The following is a 22,210-nucleotide window of genomic DNA, read 5'->3' as shown; positions in this document are numbered from 1 at the left end:
CTTCTCTTCCCTGAAAAGCGAAGCAGCAATGAACAGTCTTATCTTATTTTTTCTTGTCTTTTTCTTTTTTGCTATGCTCCAGCTGGTAGGGAGAAGGAACAATTTCTTTCATAACCCCCAGCTTTCTGGCCCACAGAATGAAAAGGATAAGTGCAATGACGACAATGGCAATGCCCAGAAGGGTGCGGAGATGAATCACCAGCAGCGCCACAAAGGAGAAAAAGGCGGTGAGCGCATACATAATAAGCACTACCTGCTTCTGAGTCAGCCCCTTGGCTAAAAGGCGGTGATGGAGATGATTCTTATCCGGCGAAAAAATCGGTACGCCGCTGCTTTTTCTGCGGATAATGGCAAGGAAGGTATCCGTAATGGGCACAGCCAGGGCCACCAGCGGAACCACGAGCACCGCTGCCGCTGCCGTCTTCATGGAGCCCATCACCGATACGGCGGCAATGATATAGCCCAGGAACATGGAGCCTGTATCGCCCATGAAGATCTTGGCAGGATTAAAATTATACTGGAGAAAGGCAAGGCATGCGCCGGTCATGGCTACCATGGCAGCCGCTGCCGTCCACTGTCCCATCTGGAATGCCAGAAGGGCAATGGCAATGGAGGCGATGGTGGCAATGCCTGCAGCCAGGCCGTCCAGGCCGTCAATCAGATTCACCGTATTGACAAAGCCGATAATCCAGAAAATGGTGAGAGGCAGGGATATGATTTCCGGCAGGTAAATAATTCCCAGACGGGGAATATGAATCCAGTCAATGTTAATATTGAAGATAACCACCGGAATGGCAGCTGCAATAATCTGCCCCAAAAGCTTGACCTTCGGCGGCAGGGATACCACATCGTCCGCAATGCCTACAATGATAAGGAATGTAGCTCCCAGCATGATTCCCACCATTTCATAGGTAAAGCCGATGGTTGCCACTGCAGATACCATGAAGCCGGCGTAAATGGCAAGGCCTCCCAGCCGCGGAATCAGTCCGTGATGGACCTTCCTGGCATCCGGCTTGTCTACTGCGCCGATACGGATGGCCAGATTCTTCACCAGCGGTGTCAGTACAAAGGTGACCACCAGGGCCGTCAGAAACGTGAACGCGTAGGCGAACAACGTAACACCTCCTAAAAAAGACAATACTTCTAAGTTATTTTATCACATGGGCCGCTATTTGTGAAAGAAAAGCGGCCCCGTTCTGCGGGTTCTGCGCTCTTTCTTCGGGTATACAGGAATGCGGCTTCGCCGCGGAATCGCCTGAGCAGGCGTCCCTGCCGGAATGCAGCCCCCGTCCGGCAGCAGGCGGTAAGCGGACAGCCCTCTCACTATTTCCGCTATCTTACTTGCATTCCCTGCCTCCCTGTCTCACTTATGATATGATTGCTATAATAATAGTTAAAATATTTTTCCCAAAAGGAGGAATTCATCTTGAATAAACCAATCGTTGCAGTGACTGCCGATACACTTCTGGCCGATATGAAACCCATCAATCAGCGGATGGCCGACTATGCGCCCCGCCCCCTGCTGGATTCACTGGGAAAAGCCGGCCTTCTGCCCATTATTCTGGCCTATGATACCTATGCGGATCCGGAGGAATTTGTCGAAACCTTTGATGCCCTCGTCCTTCCCGGCGGCCCCAATCCGTCTCCCCGGTTTTACGGGGAAGAGCCGCTCTGGTGCATCGGGCCTACCTACGAAAAGCGGGATATCTTTGAAATCGGCCTGATCAGGGCCTGCCTGAAAATGGGAAAGCCCATTCTCGGCATCTGCCGGGGACTGCAGATTCTGAATGTAGCCCTGGGCGGCACCCTGTGGCAGGACATGCCCACCCAGAACCCCAAGGCCTTTATCCAGCATATGCAGAAAGCGCCGGGACAGGTCGCCACCCATTACGTGGAAATCGAGAAGGGAAGCCGTCTTCATGATATTCTTGGCGACGGCCTTTACGTCAATTCCAGGCACCGGGAAGGAATCAAAAAGCTGGCTCCCTCTCTGAAGGAAACCGCCCATGCCCGGGACGGCGTCATTGAAGCGGTGGAAAGCCGGGACAACGAGCTCATCACCGCCGTGCAGTGGCATCCGGAAAATATGGATGACGCAGTGATGGCCCCCTTCTTCCGTGCCTTTGCCGACCGGATCATACGGATGAAATAAAAGAAGGCTGCGGGCCCGGAAGCTGCTGCGGCTCTGCCGCAGCTTGAAAAGCCCAGTCAAAGCGCGCAAAAGAGGTGCCTGCTTCCCCGGCAACTCGAACGCCTGCACCTTCCTGCATACAGCAGCCATACATGGCACAAAAAAAGAACTGTGAGCCCTTCCTCTCACAGTTCTTTTCATTGCATGAAAATCAATCAGCCCATGTCCAGGTTCTTCATGATACGGCTCAGAACGCCCTTGAATACCTGCATGTCGCTTTCCGGAATTCCTTCATAGAAGGATTCATCCAGATCTTTGGATGCTTCCCGGCTGGCCTGTTCCACCTGCTTTGCTTTATCTGTCATGAAAAGACGATACTTCCGGGCATCATCCGGCACCCGTTCCTTACGGATCAGACCTTTTTCAATCATGGATTTCACCATGACGGTAATGGTGGGATTGGTCAGATGGAGGTGTTCTTCCAGAGTCTTCTGGGTTACCACTTCTTTTTTATGGGTAGACAAATAGGCAATAATCAGGGACTGCCGCGCAGTCAGGCCGAACTTCTTCATAATGCCTGATTGACGGAGAAGCATCATCTTGTGTGCCTGACCCAGGTTGTAGGTCAGCCCCAGCTTATCGCTTCCTTTTAAATCATCCGGTTTTAAGTGAATCTGTCTTTTCATAACTCTCACCTTACTCTAAGACGCCAATGAAATTCTTTTTCATTTATCTCACAACATATAATTTCACATAGCATACAGTCTGCTATTTAGTCCGACTTTTAAATTTATTATACACCAAATCCCTACATATCGTCAAAAGGGTAGATGCAATATTCTTCATCCCGAGAAAGAAAGTATTCCTCAGACTTCTGTTTTCAAAATTTTATCGGAAAAATCTTCTTTTTCTTCCTTCAGCTCCCATCGGTCATCTCTGGTAATATCTCCACGATACCGGTGTTCTCCCATGGTAATGAGGAAATAGACCTGTCCATTGCTCTCTCTGCGGGCTACGGAGAAAGCATTATCCTTTACATGGCAGCTGCCTTTCCATACAATTCTCATATTCTGCCGGATTGTCAGGGTCATGACCTGGTTTTCCGATACCATATCAAACTCTGTCATCCGTCCGAATCCATCATTAAAGAATAAGGTCGATTCAGATTCCCCGGCGGTTCCTTCAGAAGAAAAGGCGGAAGAGAACTGCATTGTGCTGTTTTCATTCCTATCTGGAAGAGATGTCCCCTGTCCGCCGTCCACCGCTCCTGCAGCCGCAGGAAGCAGACAAAGCATAAGGGCAAGGCCTCCTATCATAGGGTGTTTCATAAATCTAACCCCCGTTTATGAATTGGAATCCATAGCAAATTCTATATGTATTAATTATAATGCAAATGCCTCCGGAAAGAAAGACGCCGCCGCCCTTGACGCCAAATCGGAGAAATATACTATACTATCTATATTGAGGTACTTTTCTTTTCACCACTTATAGATAGATTCTATAGTGAATTCTTCTCTGTGCCGCTTGCGGCTTTTCAGAAAGTAAGCCGCATCTGGTACCACACCACATGGCCATGGGTGGAATCGGAAACGCCTTCGTTGACAAAGCCGAAGGATGCATAATAATGAACCAGCCGCTCCTTGCAGGTGAGGACGATGCCCTTTTTCCCTTCTTCCCTGGCCTGTTTCTTGAATGCCTCAATCAGCCGTCCCGCACAGCCCTGCCGGCGGAAGGCAGGAATGGTATTCAGCCCGAAAATCATCTGCCAGGCGCCCTTTTCATTATGGAGGGATGCTTTTTCGTACATTTCGTCCCGGAGATCCTTTTCTTCGGTGGTCATGCCGTCAATGAAGCCCACCAGCTTTCCTTCTCTGAAAAGAAGAAGAAAATGGTTGGGATATACGGCCAGTCTTTCCCTGATTTCTTCTGCCGTTGCCGCTTCTGCCGCAGGAAAGCACTCCGCTTCCACTGCCGCCAGCGCTTCTGCATCTTCCAGTCTGCCCTGTCTGATGGTATATGATGTCATATGTTTCCTTCCTTATGGATAATATTTTTGTATTCCTGATGGAACCTTTTTATTATACCATTTCCTTTTTCTTTGCAAAGCGGATGGCATGCACCCTGGGCTCCAGAAGAAGATGAAATCCCGCAATCCGTCCGGCATCATCGGCATAAAAGGTCAGAGGCACCGTATACAGATCCGTATCCTCCTTCACCCTGTCCACCCGAAAGGTATCGTAGTACAGATGGGTCATGGGACGATCCCTGACCTCCCTTTCCTGCAGATAAAAGCGTCCTTCCTTTTCCGTCACCCTGAAGGTGCCGTAGCCCGGATGGAAATAGGTGCCTTCATATTCCTTCCTGTCATGGGACAGGGGACCCTTTGCGCTGCTTTCGGGAAGACAGTCAAATTCCAGATGATGGTACATATCCTCCGGCGCATGATTTCTGCCGGGTTCCGTATACATGCCGTACCAGTCCTCTTCCGGCCTTTCCAGAAAAGCGTCCAGCAGGAAGCCCTGCAGGGCAAAAATCAGCGGATTGTCCGGTGCGTGGAGATTCTGCAGGAAAACAGCGCCGCAGGACAGGGAAGGCACATAGAACTGAAAGGCGCTGTACCCTTCTATTTTTCCCGTATGCTGCTGCACCACCGCGCCATGGTATTCCATGATCCGCCAGCCGAAGCCATACCCCAGGCTCCTTCCCCCTTTCACATGGGGATAATCCATGAGAATCTGGGGTCTGTGCATTTCCAGAAAATCCGAAGGCGTCAGGAGATAGGCCTCTTCTTCCCTTCCTCCATGGATATGGAAGGCCAGCCATTTTACCATATCTTCCGCCGTACTCATTACAGAGCCGCAGGGGCCGGCCTGGTCAATATTCCAGCGGCTGATTTCCCGGAGGCCATGGTTCCACCGGAAGGGCATGGCGCAGTTCGGATCCGCCGCCGCTTCATCCATGAGACAGCAGGTACGGTCCATTCCCAGAGGCTCAAAGATTTCCTCCTTCAAAAGGGTTTCCCACTTCTTTCCGCTCACTGCCTCCATGATGCCGCCTACGGCCGCATACATGACATTGCTGTACTGGGCCAGCGTACGGAACGGTGCATTGGGCTCCAGATATTTCAGCCGTTTCAGATACTCCACCCGGGAAATGGAATTATCCGGCCAGGCGCCGTCATGGCCGCCTACGCCGGTCCTGTGGCAGAGCATGTCCCGAAGCGTCACCTGGAGAGAAGCCTTTTCATCCCAGAGGGCAAAGCCGGGGATATAGGAAGCAACAGGCGCATCAATATCCAGAAGCCCCTTCTCCATTAATTTCATCACTGCCATGGCCGTCATGGACTTGCTGCAGGAACCGATACCGCTGATGGTATCGGTTCCGAAGGGATGCCCTTCTTTATCCCGGATGCCGAAGCTGTCCAGATGCACCTCATCCCTGTCTATGACCCCTATGGCCATGCCGGGGATGCTGTAATAGTCCATCATCTTCCCGATGAGGGCAGAAAGTTTTTCATAGTCAATGCGCATGAATGGCACCTCCCTTTTGAAAAAAGGTTCCGCGCCCTTTGGGTGCGAAGGGGTACGGCTTCTCTGCCAGCGGCGCAGAAGGCTGCGGCCGGCGGCAGGCAGACAGCGGACAATCGCCGGCAGCTCACAGGAAACCGGAAATTATCTCACTGTCCCACTATCTCACTCCCCGTCATCCCAGTTCCGTAATCCTTGCAGGCGGGACGAAGGGCTTCCCTATCATGGGAACCGCTGCGATGAGTTCTTTGGTATAGGGATCCTTCGGATGGCTCAGAATCTCGTCGGAAGCCCCCATTTCTACAATCCTTCCTTTCTGCATGACGGCGGTGCGGTCGGAAATATAGCGCACCACCGCCAGGTTGTGAGAAATGAAAAGGTAGGTCAGATGCAGCTTTTCCCGAAGGTCCATGAGAATATTCAGCACCTGTGCCTGGACGGACACATCCAGCGCCGAGGTCGGCTCGTCCAGGATCAGAATTTCCGGATTGGTCATGAGCGCCCGGGCGATGGATATGCGCTGCCGCTGCCCGCCGGAAAATTCATGGGGATAGCGGTCCATGACGCTTTTCCGAAGACCCACCATTTCCAGAAGCATTTCCGCCCGTTCCTTCCGATGATCCTCGGAAAATTCTCCCATCACCCGGGCCGGCTCCATCAGAATATCGCCAATCTTCATGCGGGGAGACAGGGAGGAATAGGGATCCTGGAAAACAATCTGTATCTTTTTGCGGATTTCCTTTACTTCTCTTTCTTTAGCATGGGAAATATCCTTTCCATAAAGAAGGATTTCCCCGTCAGTGGGTTCCGAGAGATGGATAATAAGACCTGCCAGGGTTGATTTCCCGCAGCCCGACTCCCCTACAATGCCCAGAGATTCTCCTTTGGCAAGGGTCAGGGAAACGCCGTTCAGCGCATGCACTTCCCTGGACTTTCCCCAGAAACTGCGGGTATGGAATGTTTTCGTCACGTTTCTGATTTCCAGTATATCCATGTCACACCTCCTCAGGATGGCAGCAGTACACCTTATGGCCGGGCCGGACTTCCAGCGAAGGAGGCAGTGCTTCCCGGCAGGCGGCACTGGCCCTGGGACAGCGGGGCGCAAAGCGGCAGCCTGCCATTTTCTCCGAAGGATCCGGCACCATGCCGGGAATGGCGGTGAGGCGCTCATGGGTATTCTCCCCCGTAAATTTGGGAAGGGCCCCGATCAATGCCCGTGTATAGGGATGGAGAGGATGGGTAAGAACGGAAGCCGTGTCACCGGTCTCTACAATATGGCCGGAATACATGACGGAAATCGAGTCGCAGATTTCCGATATGACCCCCAGGTCATGGGAAATGAAAAGCACTGCCGTCCGAAGATTCCGGCAGGCCTCCCTGATCAGGTACAGGATCTGGGCCTGGACTGTCACATCCAGCGCTGTCGTAGGCTCATCGGCAATGAGAAGCTTCGGTTTGCAGGAAAGAGCAATGGCAATCATCACCCGCTGCCGCATGCCGCCGGACAGTTCATAGGGATAGCAGCGGATCACATCCTCCGCATTTCGTATGTGCACCTCTTCCAGCATGGAAAGAGCCTTCTTTTCCGCTTCCGCCTTTGAAATCTTTTCGTGAGTTCTGATGACATCGGTCATCTGGGTGCCTATGGTAAAGACCGGATTCAGACAGGTCATAGGCTCCTGGAAAATCATGGATACATCCCGTCCCCGCACTTCCTCCATGCTCTTTCGGTTAATGCCGAGAAGCTGCCTTCCGCAGAGCCGGATGGAACCATCCAGTTCCGCCCTGCCTCCACCGGGGAGAAGCCGGGTCACCGCGAAGGCGGTCATGGACTTCCCGCTGCCTGATTCTCCTACCAGTCCCATGATTTTTCCTTCTCCCACCTTCAGATTCACATCGTGCAGAATGGGGATCATCCCTTTTTTAGACGGAAGGGACAGGGACAGATGTTCAATTTCAAGTACATTTTCCATAGCAGTCACTCTCCGCTTCTGGGATCAAGAATATCTCTGAGGCCGTCGCCCAGCAGATTGAATCCCATAACCGTCACCAGGATAAAGAGGCCCGGGAAGGCCGCATACCACCACTGATCAATGGCATAGACCCGGGCGGTGGAAATCATGGCGCCCCACTCCGGCATGGGCGGCTGAGCGCCAAGGCCGATAAAGCTCATGGAAGATGCAATCAGAATGGCATCTCCTATGCCCAGCGTCATCTGCACCATGAGCGGCGACAGGCAGTTGGGCACAATATGATGAAGCACGATCCAGAAGGGAGAAGCGCCGAAGGTTTTGGATGCTTTTACATAGGGCTCCTCCTTCAGGGAAAGCACCTGCCCCCGCATGAGGCGGACATAGAGAGGAATCCTTACAATACATACCGCCAGCATGGTATTGAACAGCCCCACGCCAAGGGCGGCCGTCAGTGCCAGAGCCAGCACCATGGAAGGGAAAGACAGGATCATATCGGTGACCGCCATAATGATTCTGTCCACCCGGCCGCCGCAGTAGCCCGATACGCTTCCGATGGCCACGCCGATGACGGCGGCAATGATGACAATAGAAAGCCCTACGGTTATGGAAATGCGGGCGCCGTAGAGAATCCGTGAAAAAATATCTCTTCCCATTTCATCGGTACCGAAGAAATGATGGATAGACGGCGCCTGGAGCCGTCCGGCCACATTCATGAGATTGGGGTCCCAGGGGCTGATGAGAGGCGCCAGAATTCCCAGCAGGACGATGAGAAGCACAATGACCATGCCGGCCAGGGTCAGTTTGTTTTTCAGAAGGATATCCAGGGATTTATGAAGGAAGGACTCCCGCTCTTCCCTGATTTCCTCCGCCTTTACACCGGTCATTTGCCATCACCTCCGCTGATCTGGGGATTCAGGATATTGTAAATCATATCCACCACCATATTGATCACCACATAGCCAACGGAGACCACCAGGGTAAATCCCATAATGGCCGGAAAGTCCAGATAGGCAATGGAGTCCATGACATACTTGCCCATGCCGGGCCAGCCGAAGATGGTTTCCGTAATCACGGCGCCGCCCAGAAGCTCGCCGATGGTCAGGCCGGTAATGGTGACCGTCGGAATCAGGGCATTCTTCAGAGCGTAGCGGTAAATGATCCGATGCCGCGGAATGCCGCAGGCCCGTGCCGTGCGGATATAGTCCTGCTCCAGCACATCCACCATGCCGCTCCTCACCTGCCGGGCGATAATGGCCAGCTGGGCATAGGCCAGACAGAGCGCCGGAAGCAGGAGATGATGAATGGCGGAAATCACTACATCCATATTTCCTGCAATCAGCCCGTCAATGACATAGAGCCCGGTCACCTGCGGCGGCGGCGTAAGAAACGTATCCAGCCTGCCGGAAGCAGGGAACAGGGGAATCACCTTGTAAAACAGGATAAGGCACACCACGCCGGACCAGAACAGAGGAATGGATACACCCACCATGGAAATCACCCGGCTCACATGATCAATCCAGCTGTCCCGATGAACGGCGGAAAGCACGCCCAGGAATATGCCGAAAAGTACGGCAATCACCATAGCTGCCAGGGTGAGCTCCAGAGTGGCGGGGAAATACCGGGCCAGCTCTCCCGATACCGGCATCTGGGTGCGGATGGATATGCCCATATCCCCATGGGCCAGTCCTTCCATATACAGGACATACTGGGTCAGCACCGGCTTATCCAGTCCCAGAGACTGACGGGCCGCTTCCAGCGTTTCAGGAGACGCATGGGGTCCCACCAGCATACGGGCCGGATCCCCGGGGATGACATGGGAAATGCAGAACGTGACAATGGAAACGCCAATAAAAACAAGGATCAGATGCATGAGTTTCTGAAATATAAATCGCCATGAAATCATAAGCCCTCCTTGTATGATAAATGGACAGTAGTGACACTTACGGCGGCCGGCTGTAAGTTCGAAAACATGAGAAAAGGTTCTCCCTTTTGACAGCCCCTACGGGCTGGGGGTTAAGGCGTCAGCCATCACCCGCGTCAGCCTGCGGAAGTACAGACCGGCGCCCACAGTGACACTCCCACTAGAAAAAGGGCTTTACGGGAAAGTCCTTTTTCTAAGAAAATTCGGTTTCAAAGAAAGAGCCAATTATTCTTTGGAAAGGTGTTCGAAATCAAACATGCTGTCCAGCATGGGGTTATAGGTAAATCCTTTGATATTGGCTCTCATGGGTGTCAGTACCTTGGTCTGGAAGAGGAAGAGGTAGGGAGCGTCATCAAAGGCAATCTGCTGTACCTTCTTGTAAATGTCCGTTCTGCCGTCTTTATCGGTCATGACCTCGGCCTCCCGGAGAAGGCTGTCTACTTCATCATTCTTATAGAAGGAACGGTTCCCCGGCAGTCCCCAGTAGGAGGAATCCAGCCAGTAGGAGAGGAAGAACTGGGGATCACTGTAGTCCGGACTCCAGGTGCCCAGAGCCATCTGGAAATCTCCCTTGTCCGCTCTCTGGCGGAAGGTAGCCCAGGCCACCTTTTCCAGGTTCACCTTGATGCCCAGCTGCTGCAGATTGTTCTGGATAATCAGGGCTTCCGCCTCATCAAAGGCTGCATGGCCGGAGTAGAGGAGGTTGATTTCCGTCACATTTTCACCGGACTTTGCCAGCAGCTCTTTAGCCTTGTCCAGATTGTAGGAGTAGCCCTTGATGGATTCGTCCTTGCCCCACATGCCTTCCGGCACGGCGCTGGTGAGCTGCTGGCCCCTGCCTTTCACGGCGCCGTCAATGATGGCATTGTAGTCAATGGCATAGGAAAGAGCCTGGCGGAATACTTTGTTGCTGGTGGGGAGCTTCTGGTTATTCAGATACACAATAGAGCAGAGAAGGGACGGATCTTCATAAATATGAATGGCCTTATTGTCCTTCAGCTGGTCGATCTGATCCATGGGAATGCCTTCGGCAATATCAATATCTCCTTTTTCCAGCTGCAGACGCTGTGCGGAGGGATCCTTGATGCTGTTGAAAAGAATATGCTTGATGGCAGGCGCCTTGCCGGAGTAGTTCTTCTGCGCATCCAGCTTGATGGACTGGCTGGGCGTGTAGGAAGTGATTTCATAAGCGCCGGAGCCCATGGTGTGAGTAGCCAGATAGGAGGATCCCATATCATTATCCTTGGCCTGGTCCATAACCTTCGGGTTCACAATGGAAGAACCATTCACCGCCAGGGTATAGAGGAAGGGAGCAAACGGCTTATCCAGCTGGAAAACGACGGTCTTGTCATCCGGTGTTTCTATGGATTTTACTACTTTGAAATAATCGGAAGGCCCTTTCTTCATTTTCTGCACTCGTTCAATGGAGAATTTCACTGCCTTGGCGTCCACGGGAGAGCCGTCCGCAAATTTATGGCCTTCATCCAGGGTGAATGTCCATGTCAGTCCATCGTCACTGACAGTCCAGGACTTGGCGAGAGAAGGCTCCACTTCCGTAGTGGCCTTGCCGTCTACCACTTTGTATTTCACCAGCCGTTCATAGGCGGGATAGGTAATCTGCCATCCTTTATTGTCCATGGTGACAGCCGGGTCCAGGGTCTCCGGATCCACCGACATGCCTACTACGATGGTATCCTTCGGCACGGAAGCGCCGCCGGAAGAACTTCCGGACTGTCCTCCGCCGCAGCCGGCAAACCCGAGAACCGTAAGTCCCAGCAGTGAACCTGTAAGCACAGCTTTCAGAAGTTTTTTCATAGTCTCTCCCCCTTACTGAAAAAGGCCGCAGTCATCCGGGATGAGTGCAGCCTCTTTGCCATGAAAGACACAAAAGCCCTTCTTACCGATGCGGTAAAAAGGGCTCCGTTGTCTTTATATCAATATGTATACAGTATAGCGGATAAGTATGAAGTTGTAAATAGGAAATTGAAAAGGGCTCAGCAGAGAAAAAAGCGTCCGAAATGCCGCCGGTTACAACCCTGCCTCTATCTCAGCACATTTTCCAGGTACTGTTCTCCGTTCCACCAGAAGATTTTTTCGATTTCCGCTTCCCTGAATCCGCCCTTTTCCAGGGCCTCTGCCAGCCGGCCCATTTCAGAGGCGTCCTTCAGTTCCAGCTTCGGCTCAATGCCGTCGAAATCGCTTCCCAGGGCCAGCACATCGATGCCGCCCACATCACGGATATGGCGTGCATGGCGGACAATGCCCTCCAGGGTGGTCACCTCCTCCGGTCCCACAAAATGATTGGCAAAGTTCAGCCCGATCAGTCCCCCTTTATCGCCGAAAAGGCGGATCAGGCTGTCCGGCAGATTCCGCCGGTGCGGCATGACAGCCCGGGCATCGGAGTGGGATGCTACCGGCGGCACATGGGAAGTCATGAGGATTTCCCTGGTGCCTTCATCATTGAGATGACTGGTGTCCACAATCATATGGAGGCTTTCCATGGCTTCTATGATTTCCCATCCTTTGGGAGTAATGCCCCGGTCTTTTCCTTCCATGCCGTTAGGAAATCCGATTTCATTGGGATAATTCCAGGTCAGTGTCATCAGCCGCACGCCGTCCCTGTACATGGTCTCCAGCTTTTCCACGCTGCCGCCGGCTGCTTCTCCGCCCTCCACGGAAAGGAGCACCCCGATTTTCCCCTCCTCTTCCGCTTCCCGTATATCCTCCCGGCAGAGGATAGGGCAGACCTGCTGACGACAGGTGTCTATTTCCTTTTGAAATGTAGACAGCAGATCCTTGTACCGCTGCCAGGCATGAGGCGTTTTGGCCTTATCGATCCACAGGGCAAAGTCCTGGATGAAACATCCTCCTTTTTTCAGTTTTTCCAGGTCGATATAGAGGGAATTCTGCCGGAGGGACCCTTTTCCCGGATGATCATGGAGTTCTGTAATCGTATCGCAATGGAAATCAATGTATTTCATAGTACCGCCCCCGCAAGGGAAGTACTGATTCAATGGTTATCAAATTTTATTTTTGCATTTTTATCCGATGCAATGAATAAGCTGACGAGAATAGCAGTCTATTTAAGGAAGCTTATGACGCAGCATTGGATAAAAATGTATATGAAATTTGATTCTGCCATTGAATCGGTGCTTTCCTTAAAACAAAAAGAGGCCCTTATCCGAAGACAGGTACCTCTTTGTATGTATGATGAAACTGTATGTATCATACCATGGTTTGCATCAATTGAACAGTCTTTATCCGGCAGACGGGAGCCATTACTTTACGGCGTCCTTCCATTTTTCCGCCACCCGGTCTACCATGGCACCGCAGGACCCCAGGTAGTTTTCCGGCTTCAGCAGTTCTTCAATTTCCTTCCTGCTCAGTTTGTCTGTTACCCGTTTGTCTTCCAGAAGCACCGTTTCCAGCGGCCTTTTTTCTTTGAAAGCAATGGTGCAGGCGCTGTGGAGGATATCATGGGCAGTGAGCCGGCCCAGGGTCTTGCCCAGCTCCAGCATGCACCGTTCCGCCATGATGAGGCCGTGGGTGCTGTACAGATTTTCTTTGACCCTGTCTTCGTGGATCACCATGGAGAGGAAAACCCGTTTCATCATATCCATGGTGCCAGCCAGAAGGATGCACATTTCCGGGAGGTAGACCCATTCGGACTGCCAGAAGGTCATGTCTCTTTCGTGCTCCTGGATCATGGCCTGCAGTGCCAGGGAAGCGTCATTCTGGATGACCCGTACGTTGGCCACCATGTTTTCGCAGGTCATGGGGTTCCGCTTCTGGGGCATGGTGGAGGAGCCGATTCGTCCTTTTGCATCGCTTTCTTCGATTTCCCCGATTTCCGTCCGTTCCAGGTTGATGATTTCATTGCCGATTTTTCCAATGGTGCCTGCCAGAATAGCCAGGTCAGAAGCCAGTTCTCCGTAGCCGTCCCGTTCTACATGCCAGGTAATGGTGGGCTGTGCTAAACCCAGAATCCGGCAGAACCGCTTCTGTACTTCCAAACCTTGATCTCCCAGAGAAGCCAGGCTCCCTGCCGCTCCGGAAAGCTGTCCCATAAGGAACCGGTCTTTCCCTTCCGTCAGCCTTTCCAGAGACCGGCCAAATTCATCAGCCCAGATGGCGAATTTGTATCCCATGGTAATAGGTACCGCATGCTGTCCGTGGGTACGGCCTGCCATAGGAAGGTTTCTGTAGATTTTTGCCTTTTCCAGTGCTTCCTTCAAAAGGACCCTCGCATCCCGCAGGATGATGTCATAGGCTTTTTTCAGGGAAAGTACCACACCTGTATCCATAATGTCCTGGGTAGTAGCGCCCCAGTGAATCCAGCCGCCCGCCTTGGGACCGCAGACACGGGTAAATTCTTCAATCTGCGCCATGAGCGGATGATCCACCACTTTCATCTGCTTTCTCACCGCATCAAAATCCATTTCTTCATAATGAGCATGGGCGCGGATCACCTCTGCCGCTTCCTTCGGCACGATGCCCACTTCCGCCTCCGCTTCCGCCAGAGCCGCCCAGCTGTCCAGCCAGTTCTGCATCATCTGCTCATCGGAAAATACAGCGCGCATCTCTTCGGTACCCACCTGGTCTTTGAAAAGAGTGGAATCAATGATAAAAGAATTCATGTAGTGCCTCCTGTGGACTCAACGTTCTATATTTATATTATTTATATTACATATTATATGCTTTATAGTAGAAATGGTAAATGGCAAGCGTCTTTATATGCAGGTCAGGCGCAAATATTGGCCCTAGCCTGCCCAATAAGAGGCCTTGCTATTGTTGGCTGACCGATTCGAAATGACGAAGAACCGCCCGAAAAAGCTATAATTGCCAACTGCTATCATCTCTAAGTTAACCCCGTAACGCTAATATCAAAACTCCGGCTCCTTTCAAACATTTAAGGAGCCGCACCACAATTCTCCCTTCTTAATTCTTAATTCACTTCATCCCACGAAAAAAGAGCCGTGAAACATCATTTTCACAGCTCTTTTTTGATTACGCTATATTATTCTCCCATTTCTTCCAGTACATGGGCGCAGCGTGCGCATACATGCGGATGTTTAGCGTCCTGTCCTACATCGGGGGTGCGTTTCCAGCAGCGTTCGCACTTTTCAAGGGTGCAGACAGCTACGGAGCACTTAACAGTACCTTCTTCATTGGAAGCTGCCGTTTCCGGTGCAGAGGCGGTGCCTTCTACAATCTTTGCCTGGGATACGAGGCAGAAATCAGCCAGTTCTTTTTCCATTTCCTTCAGCACTTTGAATGCATCGCCATCAGCATAGACAGTGACTTCTGCATCCAGCGGATGGCCGATAGTCTTAGCCTGTCTTGCTTCTTCCAGTGCTTTGGTGACTACGCTTCTCACAGCCAGCCGTTTCTTCCATTTTTCATCCAGTGCCTTGTCCAGGTACTTTTCATTGGCCTTCGGCATATCTGCCATATGGACGGACCATTCTCTTTCTTCCTTGTTCGGAAGAGCCTGCCATACTTCTTCGGAAGTGAAGCAGAGCACCGGAGCCACCAGACGCACCAGGGTGGTCAGGATTTCATACATGGCGGTCTGGGCGCTTCTTCTGAGCTTGCCATCTGCCTTTTCCGTATACAGACGGTCCTTCAGGATGTCCAGATAAATGGAGGACAGATCCACGGTGCAGAAATTGTGAACTGCATGGTACATGACATGGAACTGATAGTCTTCATAGGCCTTGAGCACCGTTTCCTTCACCTGTTCCATCCGGAGCAGTGCCCAGCGGTCCAGTTCTTCCATATCTTCATAGGCTACGCTGTCCTTCTTCGGGTCAAAGTCATAGAGGTTGCCCAGGAGGTAGCGGAAGGTATTTCTGATTTTTCTGTACACATCGCTCATGGACTTGATGATCTTATCGGAAAGACGGACATCTCCCTGATAGTCCACGGAGGAAATCCACAGACGCATGACATCGGCGCCGTATTTGTTGATGACGTCCTGCGGAGCCACTACGTTGCCTACGGACTTACTCATCTTCCGTCCTTCACCGTCCATGGTGAAACCATGGGTCAGCACAGCCTTATAGGGGGCATGGCCGTTGACGGCTACGGAGCAGAGCAGGGAGGAATGGAACCAGCCGCGGTGCTGGTCGGAGCCTTCCAGATACAGGTCGCAGGGATACTTTACGCCTTCCCATTCCTTGTGAGGATAGCGGAGAACGCCGTTCCAGGTGGAGCCGGAATCAAACCATACGTCCATGATGTCCTTTTCCTTGTGGAAATGGGTGCCGCCGCAGTGAGGGCACTTGAAGCCTTCCGGAAGAAGTTCTTCCGCACTGTGAGACCACCATGCGTCGGTGCCTTCTTTTTCTACGATTTCTTCTACCTTCTTCATGGTTTCCGGTGTGATGACCCATTTGCCGCAGTCATCGCAGTAGAAAGCAGGAATCGGCACGCCCCAGGAACGCTGGCGGGAAATGCACCAGTCCTGACGGTCGCGGATCATGTTGTACAGGCGGTCATGGCCCCAGGAAGGAATGAAGCGGGTATCATCCACTGCCTGCAGCGCTTTGTCGCGGAAATCATTAATGGATGCAAACCACTGCTCCGTAGCTCTGTAGATAATGGGGTTCTTGCAGCGCCAGCAGTGAGCGTACTGATGATGCAGGGATTTCTTTCCAAGGAGCATGCCGGCATGAGCCAGAGCGGAAATCACCGGGCCTTCTGCTTCCCAGATGGTCTTTCCTTCCAGGCCGAGGCCTGCTTCCGCCGTCATTCTGCCTTTTTCATCCACCGGGCAGATGATGGGCAGATCCAGCTTGCCCTTATTCCGGTAATCCTGGCAGACTTCAAAGTCGTCGACGCCATGTCCCGGAGCTGTATGTACGCAGCCGGTACCGGCATCCAGAGTAACGTGATTACCTTCCAGCACATAGGAAAGACGATCCAGGAGCGGATGATGGAAGGTAGCCAGTTCCAGGTCAGCGCCGGTCATTTCACGGCCTGCAAATTCATAATCCTCCACCTTGCATTCTTCCAGGGCCTTCGGTGCCAGTTCCTTGTTCATGAGGTAGTATTCATCGGCTGCCTTATTGTGAACCCATACATAGGTGAATTTCGGATTTACGCAGATGGCTTCATTGGCCGGAATGGTCCAGGGGGTGGTGGTCCAGATAACGGCAAAGAGCTTTTCCTTCGGTACGCCTTCCGGAGCAAGGCCCTTCACGTCCACTGCCGGGAATTTTACATAAATGGAAGGAGACTTTCTGTCCTTGTATTCGATTTCTGCTTCAGCCAGTGCCGTTTCGCAGTGAGGGCACCAGTATACAGCCTTCTTGCCTTTATAGATATAGCCTTTATTGGCCATTTCGCCAAAGACTTCCAGTTCCTTGGCTTCCAGATGGGGATCAAAGGTGAGATAGGGATGATCAAAGTCGCCGACTACGCCCATGCGGATGAAATCAGCCTTCTGGATGGCAATCCATTTCTTGGCATAAGCCAGGCACTTTCTTCTGAGTTCCAGCGGTGTCATATTGGCTCTGTCTTCACCGGAATCCTTCAGTACCGCATATTCAATAGGCAGTCCGTGGGTATCCCAGCCGGGAATATAGTTGGCTTCATAACCTGCCATATGCTTGTATCTGAGGATGATATCCTTCAGGGTCTTGTTCAGCGCATGGCCGATATGAATCTTGCCGTTGGCATAGGGAGGTCCGTCATGAAGGACGAAAGAAGGAGCACCGTCCTTTCTCCTCTTTTCCAGTCTGGCATGATACAGGTCATGTTCTTTCCAGAATTCAACAAAGCCCGGTTCCTTCTTCGGAAGGTTGCCGCGCATGGGGAAATCTGTCTCAGGCAGATGTAAAGTCTTGCTGTAATCCATTCTTATTCCTCCTATGGAAATCAGAGATTTCCAAAATAAAAAATTCCCGCCCGCAAGGGGCGAGAATCAATTTCCCGTGGTACCACCCTCATGACCTTTCGGCCACTTGGTACAGTTAACGATGTCCCGTCAGGGCTTTTCTTCCCTGAAGCTCCGAAGTGATCCTTCCGCGCGCTGAACGCTTCCTTTCACCGGATGGAAGCTCTCTTTGGAATCAGCCTGCGCAGAACGTCTTCATCCACGCCTGTCAGTATTTTTATATTTTACTTTTCAACGCACAGTAAGTCAAGGGGATATTTGGAATGAGACTGCTGCGCGGTCCCGGACCCGGAAGATTCACCGCACCCGGCCTCCCGGAGGCACTCCGTTTCCTCACTCATCGTCGTCCTGGTTAATGACCCTGTGCTTTGTTTTCATGAAATTCGGAGCCACCAGCACCACCAGCACCAGGGCCATGACGCCGTAAATGCCGAAGGTTCCCAGGAAGTGATAGGCCATGGACAGGACCATGCCTACCACATTGAAGTCAAAATCGCCGAAGGTGGTATTTTTAAAGCCCAGTCCTTCAAAAACAGGAATCAGAAGGGCTGCCGCAAAGGTAATGAGAAGGCCGTTGGTAAAGGCTCCGGCTGCCGCGCCCCGTCTTCCGCCGGTGGCATTGCCGAAGATGCCGGCTGCCGCACCGCAGAAGAAATGAGCTACCAGTCCCGGAACGATGAGCACACCGCCGGCAAAGCCCAGAATCAGCATGCCCAGCACGCCGCCGATGAATGAGGATACAAAGCCCAGCACCACGGCTGTAGGAGCATAGTTGAAGAAGGCCACGCAGTCCACCGCCGGCACCGCATTGGGAATGACCTTTTCAGAAACGCCCTTGAAGGCGGGAATCAGATCGCCCAGCATCATATTGATACCGGCGCTGACCACTGCCACGCCCACCGCAAATTCCAGGCCCGCCATCACTGCGAAAATGACAGGAGACATGCCGTGGGAAATGGTGGATACAAAGTCAGAGCCTGCCGCAAAGGCTGCCAGCAGGAAAAACACAATCATGGTCAGGGCGGTGGAAACGGTGGTATCCTTCAGGAATGCCCACTTCTCCGGAATTTCCAGGGTTTCGATGTTATCTTCCGCTTTTCCTACCCGAGAGCCCACCCAGGCGGAAATATAGTAGGCCAGGCTGCCGAAATGGCCCAGGGCAATATGATCTCCGTGGGTGACGCGGTTCGTATACTTCTGTCCGATGGCGGGAGAAATGGAGCTCCAGGCGCCGAGCAGGAATCCGCCGGCCAGCACCAGTTCAATGCCCGAAAGGCCGATGGTGCCCAGCACCGCCGAAAGCAGGCAGGCCATAAAGAAGCTGTGATGCACAGTGAGGAAGACATATTTGAACTTTGTCAGCCGGGCAATAACCAGGTTCATCATCAGACCAGCCACCAGAATGAACATGGTTTCCGTGCCCAGAAGGCGGGAGGCAGAAGCCACAATGGCCTCGTTGCTCGGCACCACACCAGTGATATGGAATCCTTCATGAATCATCTGTCCCAGAGGATCCAAGTTGGCCACAATGATATTGGCGCCGGCCATCATCATAATATAGCCCAGCACCGGCCTCAGGGTGCCTGTCAGCACCTTGTGAAACGGTTTCCTCAGTGCCAGGAGACCGATAAAAGAAAAAATACCAACAATCAGTGCCGGCTGCTTGACCACATCCACCAGAATATCCAGAATACCCATGACCTGCCCTTACCCTTTGCCTTTCCTAATGCCAATGCCTTCCTATATGTATAAAATAATAAATAAAGTAAAAACAAACTAGATTTTACGCTTTCCCTGTCTGCCCGTCAAGAGAATTTCCGGGGAAAGCATCAATGGAATCCGGCCCGCACTGCCCGGAATCCGGAAAAATGGAAATGAAAAATCTCCGCCGGCCATTTAATAATGCTAACCGTTCTTTAATTAAATTTATATAAATTCACTATAATGCAACTTTAAAGGAGACAATTTTGCCATGAATCTCATAATCATTTGCAGTCATTTTATGGAAAAACGGAATTTCTCCATTTCTTTTATTTCTCGAACGATTTATAATAGTACTGATTCTGCTTCCGTTCTGATCAGGAAGCAGAAAATTATTTATGTAAACAAACTTCTTTTCATACAATAAGTCATTTTCATTTATTTTTTCTTTTGCATTTTTATTCATTTGGGAGTTTTTCATGAAGACAGATGCATCCACCTATGAATCCATTCTCCAGCATACCATGGACGGCATGCCCGGCGGTATTCTTGTATACAGGGCTGATGAAAAAGAAGAAATTCTTTATGCCAATTCCTGGCTGATTCATATATTCGGCTGTCATGATATGGATGATTTCATGGCAGTCACCGGCGGTTCCTTTAAAGGTCTCGTCCATCCCGATGATGTGGAGAAGGTAGAGAAGGATATCAAGCGGCAGATTTCTTCCGGCACCGATGTGTTTGATTACGTGAATTACCGTATCGTCACAAAGGACAAAACGGTGAAGACTATGGAGGAATTCGGCCATCGACTCACGCTTCCGAAAATCGGACCCGTTTTTTATGTATTCTTCCTGGACAGCAACGCCAAGTATGTGCTCCATGATATCGACGGAATTACCGGCCTTCCCGGACAGACCCGTTTCCTGAAGGAAGCGTCTCTCCTCCTCTCTGTTCCCTCACAGAATGAAGACAGGAAGGTCATGCTGTACATGAATATCCACAATTTCCGTATGTACAATCTTCTTTACTCCAGTCAGCGGGGCAATGAGTTTCTCACGGAAACAGCGCACATCCTGAAGACCGCTTTTCCCAATTCCCTCATCTCCCGTTTCTCCGATGACCATTTTGCCATTCTTACGGACAAAGCCGGTGTAGAAGAGCGGATTGACAAGGCTTACCGGGAAATCATGGCCCTTCGGGAAGACGTGGACCTGGCTGTGAAATTCGGTCTCTACGTCATGGCCGACGACTCCTTGAAACCGGAAATAGCCTGCGACCTGGCCAAGACCGCTGCCGACAGCATCCGGGATAATTACCAGCTCCATCTGCAGGGCTACACCGAGAAAATCGGCAAGAAAGCATTCATCAAGAGTTATGTCATGGACCATCTGCAGGAGGCCATGGACAAGAAATACATCCAAATCTACCTCCAGCCGGTGATCCGCTCCATTTCCGGCAGTCTTTCCAGCGCAGAAGCCCTGTCCCGTTGGGTGGACCCGGTATATGGACTCCTTTCTCCTGCCGATTTCATTCCCGCCCTGGAAGAATCAAGGCAGATACAGAAGCTGGACCTCTATGTGCTGGAGGAAATCTGCCGCATATACAGGAAGCGCATGGATGCCGGTCTTCCGGTGATTCCCATTTCCTTCAACCTGTCCCGCATCGATTTCTACAGCGGCTCCATTTTTGAGGAAGTGGATGCCATTGTGCGTAAGTACAGGGTGCCCCATCACATGATCCACGTAGAAATCACGGAAAGCGTCTTCGTGAAGGATGGCGTCAGCATCAGCACCCAGATAAACAAATTCCGGGACGCCGGCTATGAAATGTGGATGGACGACTTCGGCAGCGGCTACTCTTCCCTCAACGTGCTCAAGGATTATCACTTCGATGAAATCAAGATCGATATGGCCTTTCTTTCCAGTTTTACCAAAAAAGCCAAGGACATCATCAAGTCCACCGTGCGCATGGCCAAGGACATCGGCATCCACACCCTGGTAGAAGGGGTGGAAACAGAAGAACAGATGCTCTTCATCCGCTCCATTGGCTGCGAGAAAATCCAGGGCTGGTACTATGGAAAGCCCATGCTCCTTTCCGAGCTGGAAGACTGCATCCGCGAAAAGGGATGGCTGGTGGAAGACCGGGCGCTGAAGAACTACTATAACCCGGTAGGAAATATTGATTTCCTCACCGATGAGTCCATGGCCCTGGTCGAATGGAACAAAGGAAAGATTTCCTACCTCTTTGCGAACCATAAATTCCGGAAAGCCCTGGCTTCCGGAGGAGCCGCTTCGCCCGCCCATTCGGAAGAAGAGCTGAACAGCCCCTCCTCCTCCCTGGCCCGGAATATCCACGCCTTCCTCAAAAACCTCCTTGCCTCCGGCGGCTCCCAGACCATAACCTATCCGAAGAACAACCGGTACATGCACCTTGCCGGCCGCCATATTTCCACCCTGGCAGGAGAAGACCGCCACCTCTTCCAGGTGCACCTGTCCAATATCACCATCAGCCTGGAAAAACAGGAATCCGACAATCTGGACGGCATTCTCCGGAACCTGTACTACCTCTACCAGAATATTACGGTGCTGGACCTGAAAGAAGACAGTGCGTCTCCTATCATTTCCAACACCCCCTTCAGGAAGTACCTTCCTGCAAAGAGAAAAGGCCTCCGCCGGCTTTACAGTGACTACGAAACCCAGATCTATCCCGACGACCTCCCCCGCTACCGCCGCTTCATGGCCCAGAGCCACATTTACCGGCTTCTTCGGAGAGATCCCTACGGCACCGCTACCAGCGTCTTCCGTACCCTGGGCGGGAACGGGAAATACCAATGGTCCGTGCACACCATCATCACCGTGCCCAATACGGGCTTCCGCACTTTCCTCTATACCGTCAAGCTCTCCTTCATGAGCTATAAGGACTTCCGGGAACCCATGCTGGAACTCTGCCGGGAATGGATGGAGAAAGAAATGTAAACCGGAAAGTTTGAAGGGTTCAGAGGGTGGTGGTATCGCCAATGGGGTCACTGTCCAGCACCCATAGTGCCCCCTGGCG

Annotated in this window: 17 protein-coding genes; 2 read left to right on the top strand and 15 right to left on the bottom strand. The window is 51.9% G+C overall.

The genetic code is table 11. The features are described from left to right. Positions 1 to 43: 43 nt before the first annotated feature. Positions 44 to 1,114 carry a glycosyltransferase family 4 protein gene (locus ACI4N7_RS02635; RefSeq protein WP_439731820.1) on the bottom strand — a complete coding sequence of 357 codons (1,071 nt, stop codon included), beginning with the start codon at positions 1,112 to 1,114 and terminating at the stop codon, positions 44 to 46. Between the two features lie 312 nt (positions 1,115 to 1,426). Between ACI4N7_RS02635 and ACI4N7_RS02630 the strand changes: the two genes are divergently transcribed. Next, complete coding sequence (locus ACI4N7_RS02630; RefSeq protein ID WP_439731819.1) at positions 1,427 to 2,152, top strand: gamma-glutamyl-gamma-aminobutyrate hydrolase family protein; 726 nt, start codon at positions 1,427 to 1,429, stop codon at positions 2,150 to 2,152. Positions 2,153 to 2,346: 194 nt separating this feature from the next. On the opposite strand, the gene ACI4N7_RS02625 is transcribed toward ACI4N7_RS02630, so the two are convergent. The 14 genes from ACI4N7_RS02625 to ACI4N7_RS02560 form a co-directional block, all read right to left on the bottom strand. Then, positions 2,347 to 2,817: a MarR family winged helix-turn-helix transcriptional regulator gene (locus tag ACI4N7_RS02625; protein WP_439731818.1), complete on the bottom strand. Its 471-nt coding sequence runs from the start codon at positions 2,815 to 2,817 to the stop codon at positions 2,347 to 2,349. A 180-nt stretch (positions 2,818 to 2,997) separates the two neighbouring features. Beyond that, positions 2,998 to 3,459 carry a hypothetical protein gene (locus tag ACI4N7_RS02620; protein ID WP_439731817.1) on the bottom strand — a complete coding sequence of 154 codons (462 nt, stop codon included), beginning with the start codon at positions 3,457 to 3,459 and terminating at the stop codon, positions 2,998 to 3,000. A 206-nt stretch (positions 3,460 to 3,665) separates the two neighbouring features. Continuing rightward, positions 3,666 to 4,157, bottom strand: coding sequence for a GNAT family N-acetyltransferase (locus ACI4N7_RS02615; RefSeq protein WP_439731816.1), 492 nt, complete (start codon positions 4,155 to 4,157; stop codon positions 3,666 to 3,668). A 52-nt stretch (positions 4,158 to 4,209) separates the two neighbouring features. Then, positions 4,210 to 5,661 carry a serine hydrolase gene (locus tag ACI4N7_RS02610; RefSeq protein WP_439731815.1) on the bottom strand — a complete coding sequence of 484 codons (1,452 nt, stop codon included), beginning with the start codon at positions 5,659 to 5,661 and terminating at the stop codon, positions 4,210 to 4,212. 172 nt (positions 5,662 to 5,833) lie between these two features. Further along, complete coding sequence (locus tag ACI4N7_RS02605) at positions 5,834 to 6,652, bottom strand: ATP-binding cassette domain-containing protein (RefSeq protein ID WP_439731814.1); 819 nt, start codon at positions 6,650 to 6,652, stop codon at positions 5,834 to 5,836. A 1-nt stretch (position 6,653) separates the two neighbouring features. Beyond that, positions 6,654 to 7,631, bottom strand: a complete 978-nt coding sequence (locus ACI4N7_RS02600; RefSeq protein ID WP_439731813.1) for an ABC transporter ATP-binding protein — start codon at positions 7,629 to 7,631, stop codon at positions 6,654 to 6,656. A gap of 5 nt (positions 7,632 to 7,636) precedes the next feature. Beyond that, positions 7,637 to 8,515, bottom strand: coding sequence for an ABC transporter permease (locus tag ACI4N7_RS02595; protein WP_439731812.1), 879 nt, complete (start codon positions 8,513 to 8,515; stop codon positions 7,637 to 7,639). Then, entirely contained in the window at positions 8,512 to 9,534 is a 1,023-nt protein-coding gene (locus ACI4N7_RS02590; protein ID WP_439731811.1) for an ABC transporter permease, read from the bottom strand. Before ACI4N7_RS02590 ends, ACI4N7_RS02595 begins: the two co-directional genes overlap by 4 nt. A 243-nt stretch (positions 9,535 to 9,777) precedes the next feature. Then, positions 9,778 to 11,367 (bottom strand): ABC transporter substrate-binding protein, encoded by a 1,590-nt coding sequence (locus ACI4N7_RS02585; RefSeq protein ID WP_439731810.1) that lies wholly within the window; start codon positions 11,365 to 11,367, stop codon positions 9,778 to 9,780. Between the two features lie 227 nt (positions 11,368 to 11,594). Next, positions 11,595 to 12,533 (bottom strand): dipeptidase, encoded by a 939-nt coding sequence (locus ACI4N7_RS02580; RefSeq protein ID WP_439731809.1) that lies wholly within the window; start codon positions 12,531 to 12,533, stop codon positions 11,595 to 11,597. A gap of 297 nt (positions 12,534 to 12,830) precedes the next feature. Continuing rightward, positions 12,831 to 14,189, bottom strand: a complete 1,359-nt coding sequence (purB, locus tag ACI4N7_RS02575; RefSeq protein WP_439731808.1) for an adenylosuccinate lyase — start codon at positions 14,187 to 14,189, stop codon at positions 12,831 to 12,833. Positions 14,190 to 14,569: 380 nt separating this feature from the next. Then, entirely contained in the window at positions 14,570 to 17,413 is a 2,844-nt protein-coding gene (ileS, locus tag ACI4N7_RS02570) for an isoleucine--tRNA ligase (protein ID WP_439731807.1), read from the bottom strand. Positions 17,414 to 17,785: 372 nt separating this feature from the next. Continuing rightward, positions 17,786 to 19,150, bottom strand: a complete 1,365-nt coding sequence (locus ACI4N7_RS02565; protein WP_439731806.1) for a PTS ascorbate transporter subunit IIC — start codon at positions 19,148 to 19,150, stop codon at positions 17,786 to 17,788. A gap of 241 nt (positions 19,151 to 19,391) precedes the next feature. Beyond that, positions 19,392 to 19,634, bottom strand: coding sequence for a hypothetical protein (locus tag ACI4N7_RS02560; RefSeq protein ID WP_439731805.1), 243 nt, complete (start codon positions 19,632 to 19,634; stop codon positions 19,392 to 19,394). Here ACI4N7_RS02560 and ACI4N7_RS02555 point away from each other — a divergent pair. After that, positions 19,633 to 22,131: an EAL domain-containing protein gene (locus ACI4N7_RS02555; protein WP_439731804.1), complete on the top strand. Its 2,499-nt coding sequence runs from the start codon at positions 19,633 to 19,635 to the stop codon at positions 22,129 to 22,131. The two genes, ACI4N7_RS02560 and ACI4N7_RS02555, sit on opposite strands and share 2 nt — an antisense overlap. Positions 22,132 to 22,210: the final 79 nt, after the last annotated feature.

Origin of the sequence: Dialister sp. (assembly GCF_051885895.1) — a bacterium.
GTDB lineage: Bacteria > Bacillota > Negativicutes > Veillonellales > Dialisteraceae > Dialister.
Note: the sequence above shows the minus strand (reverse complement) of the source record. Positions and strands in the feature narration are given on the sequence as shown.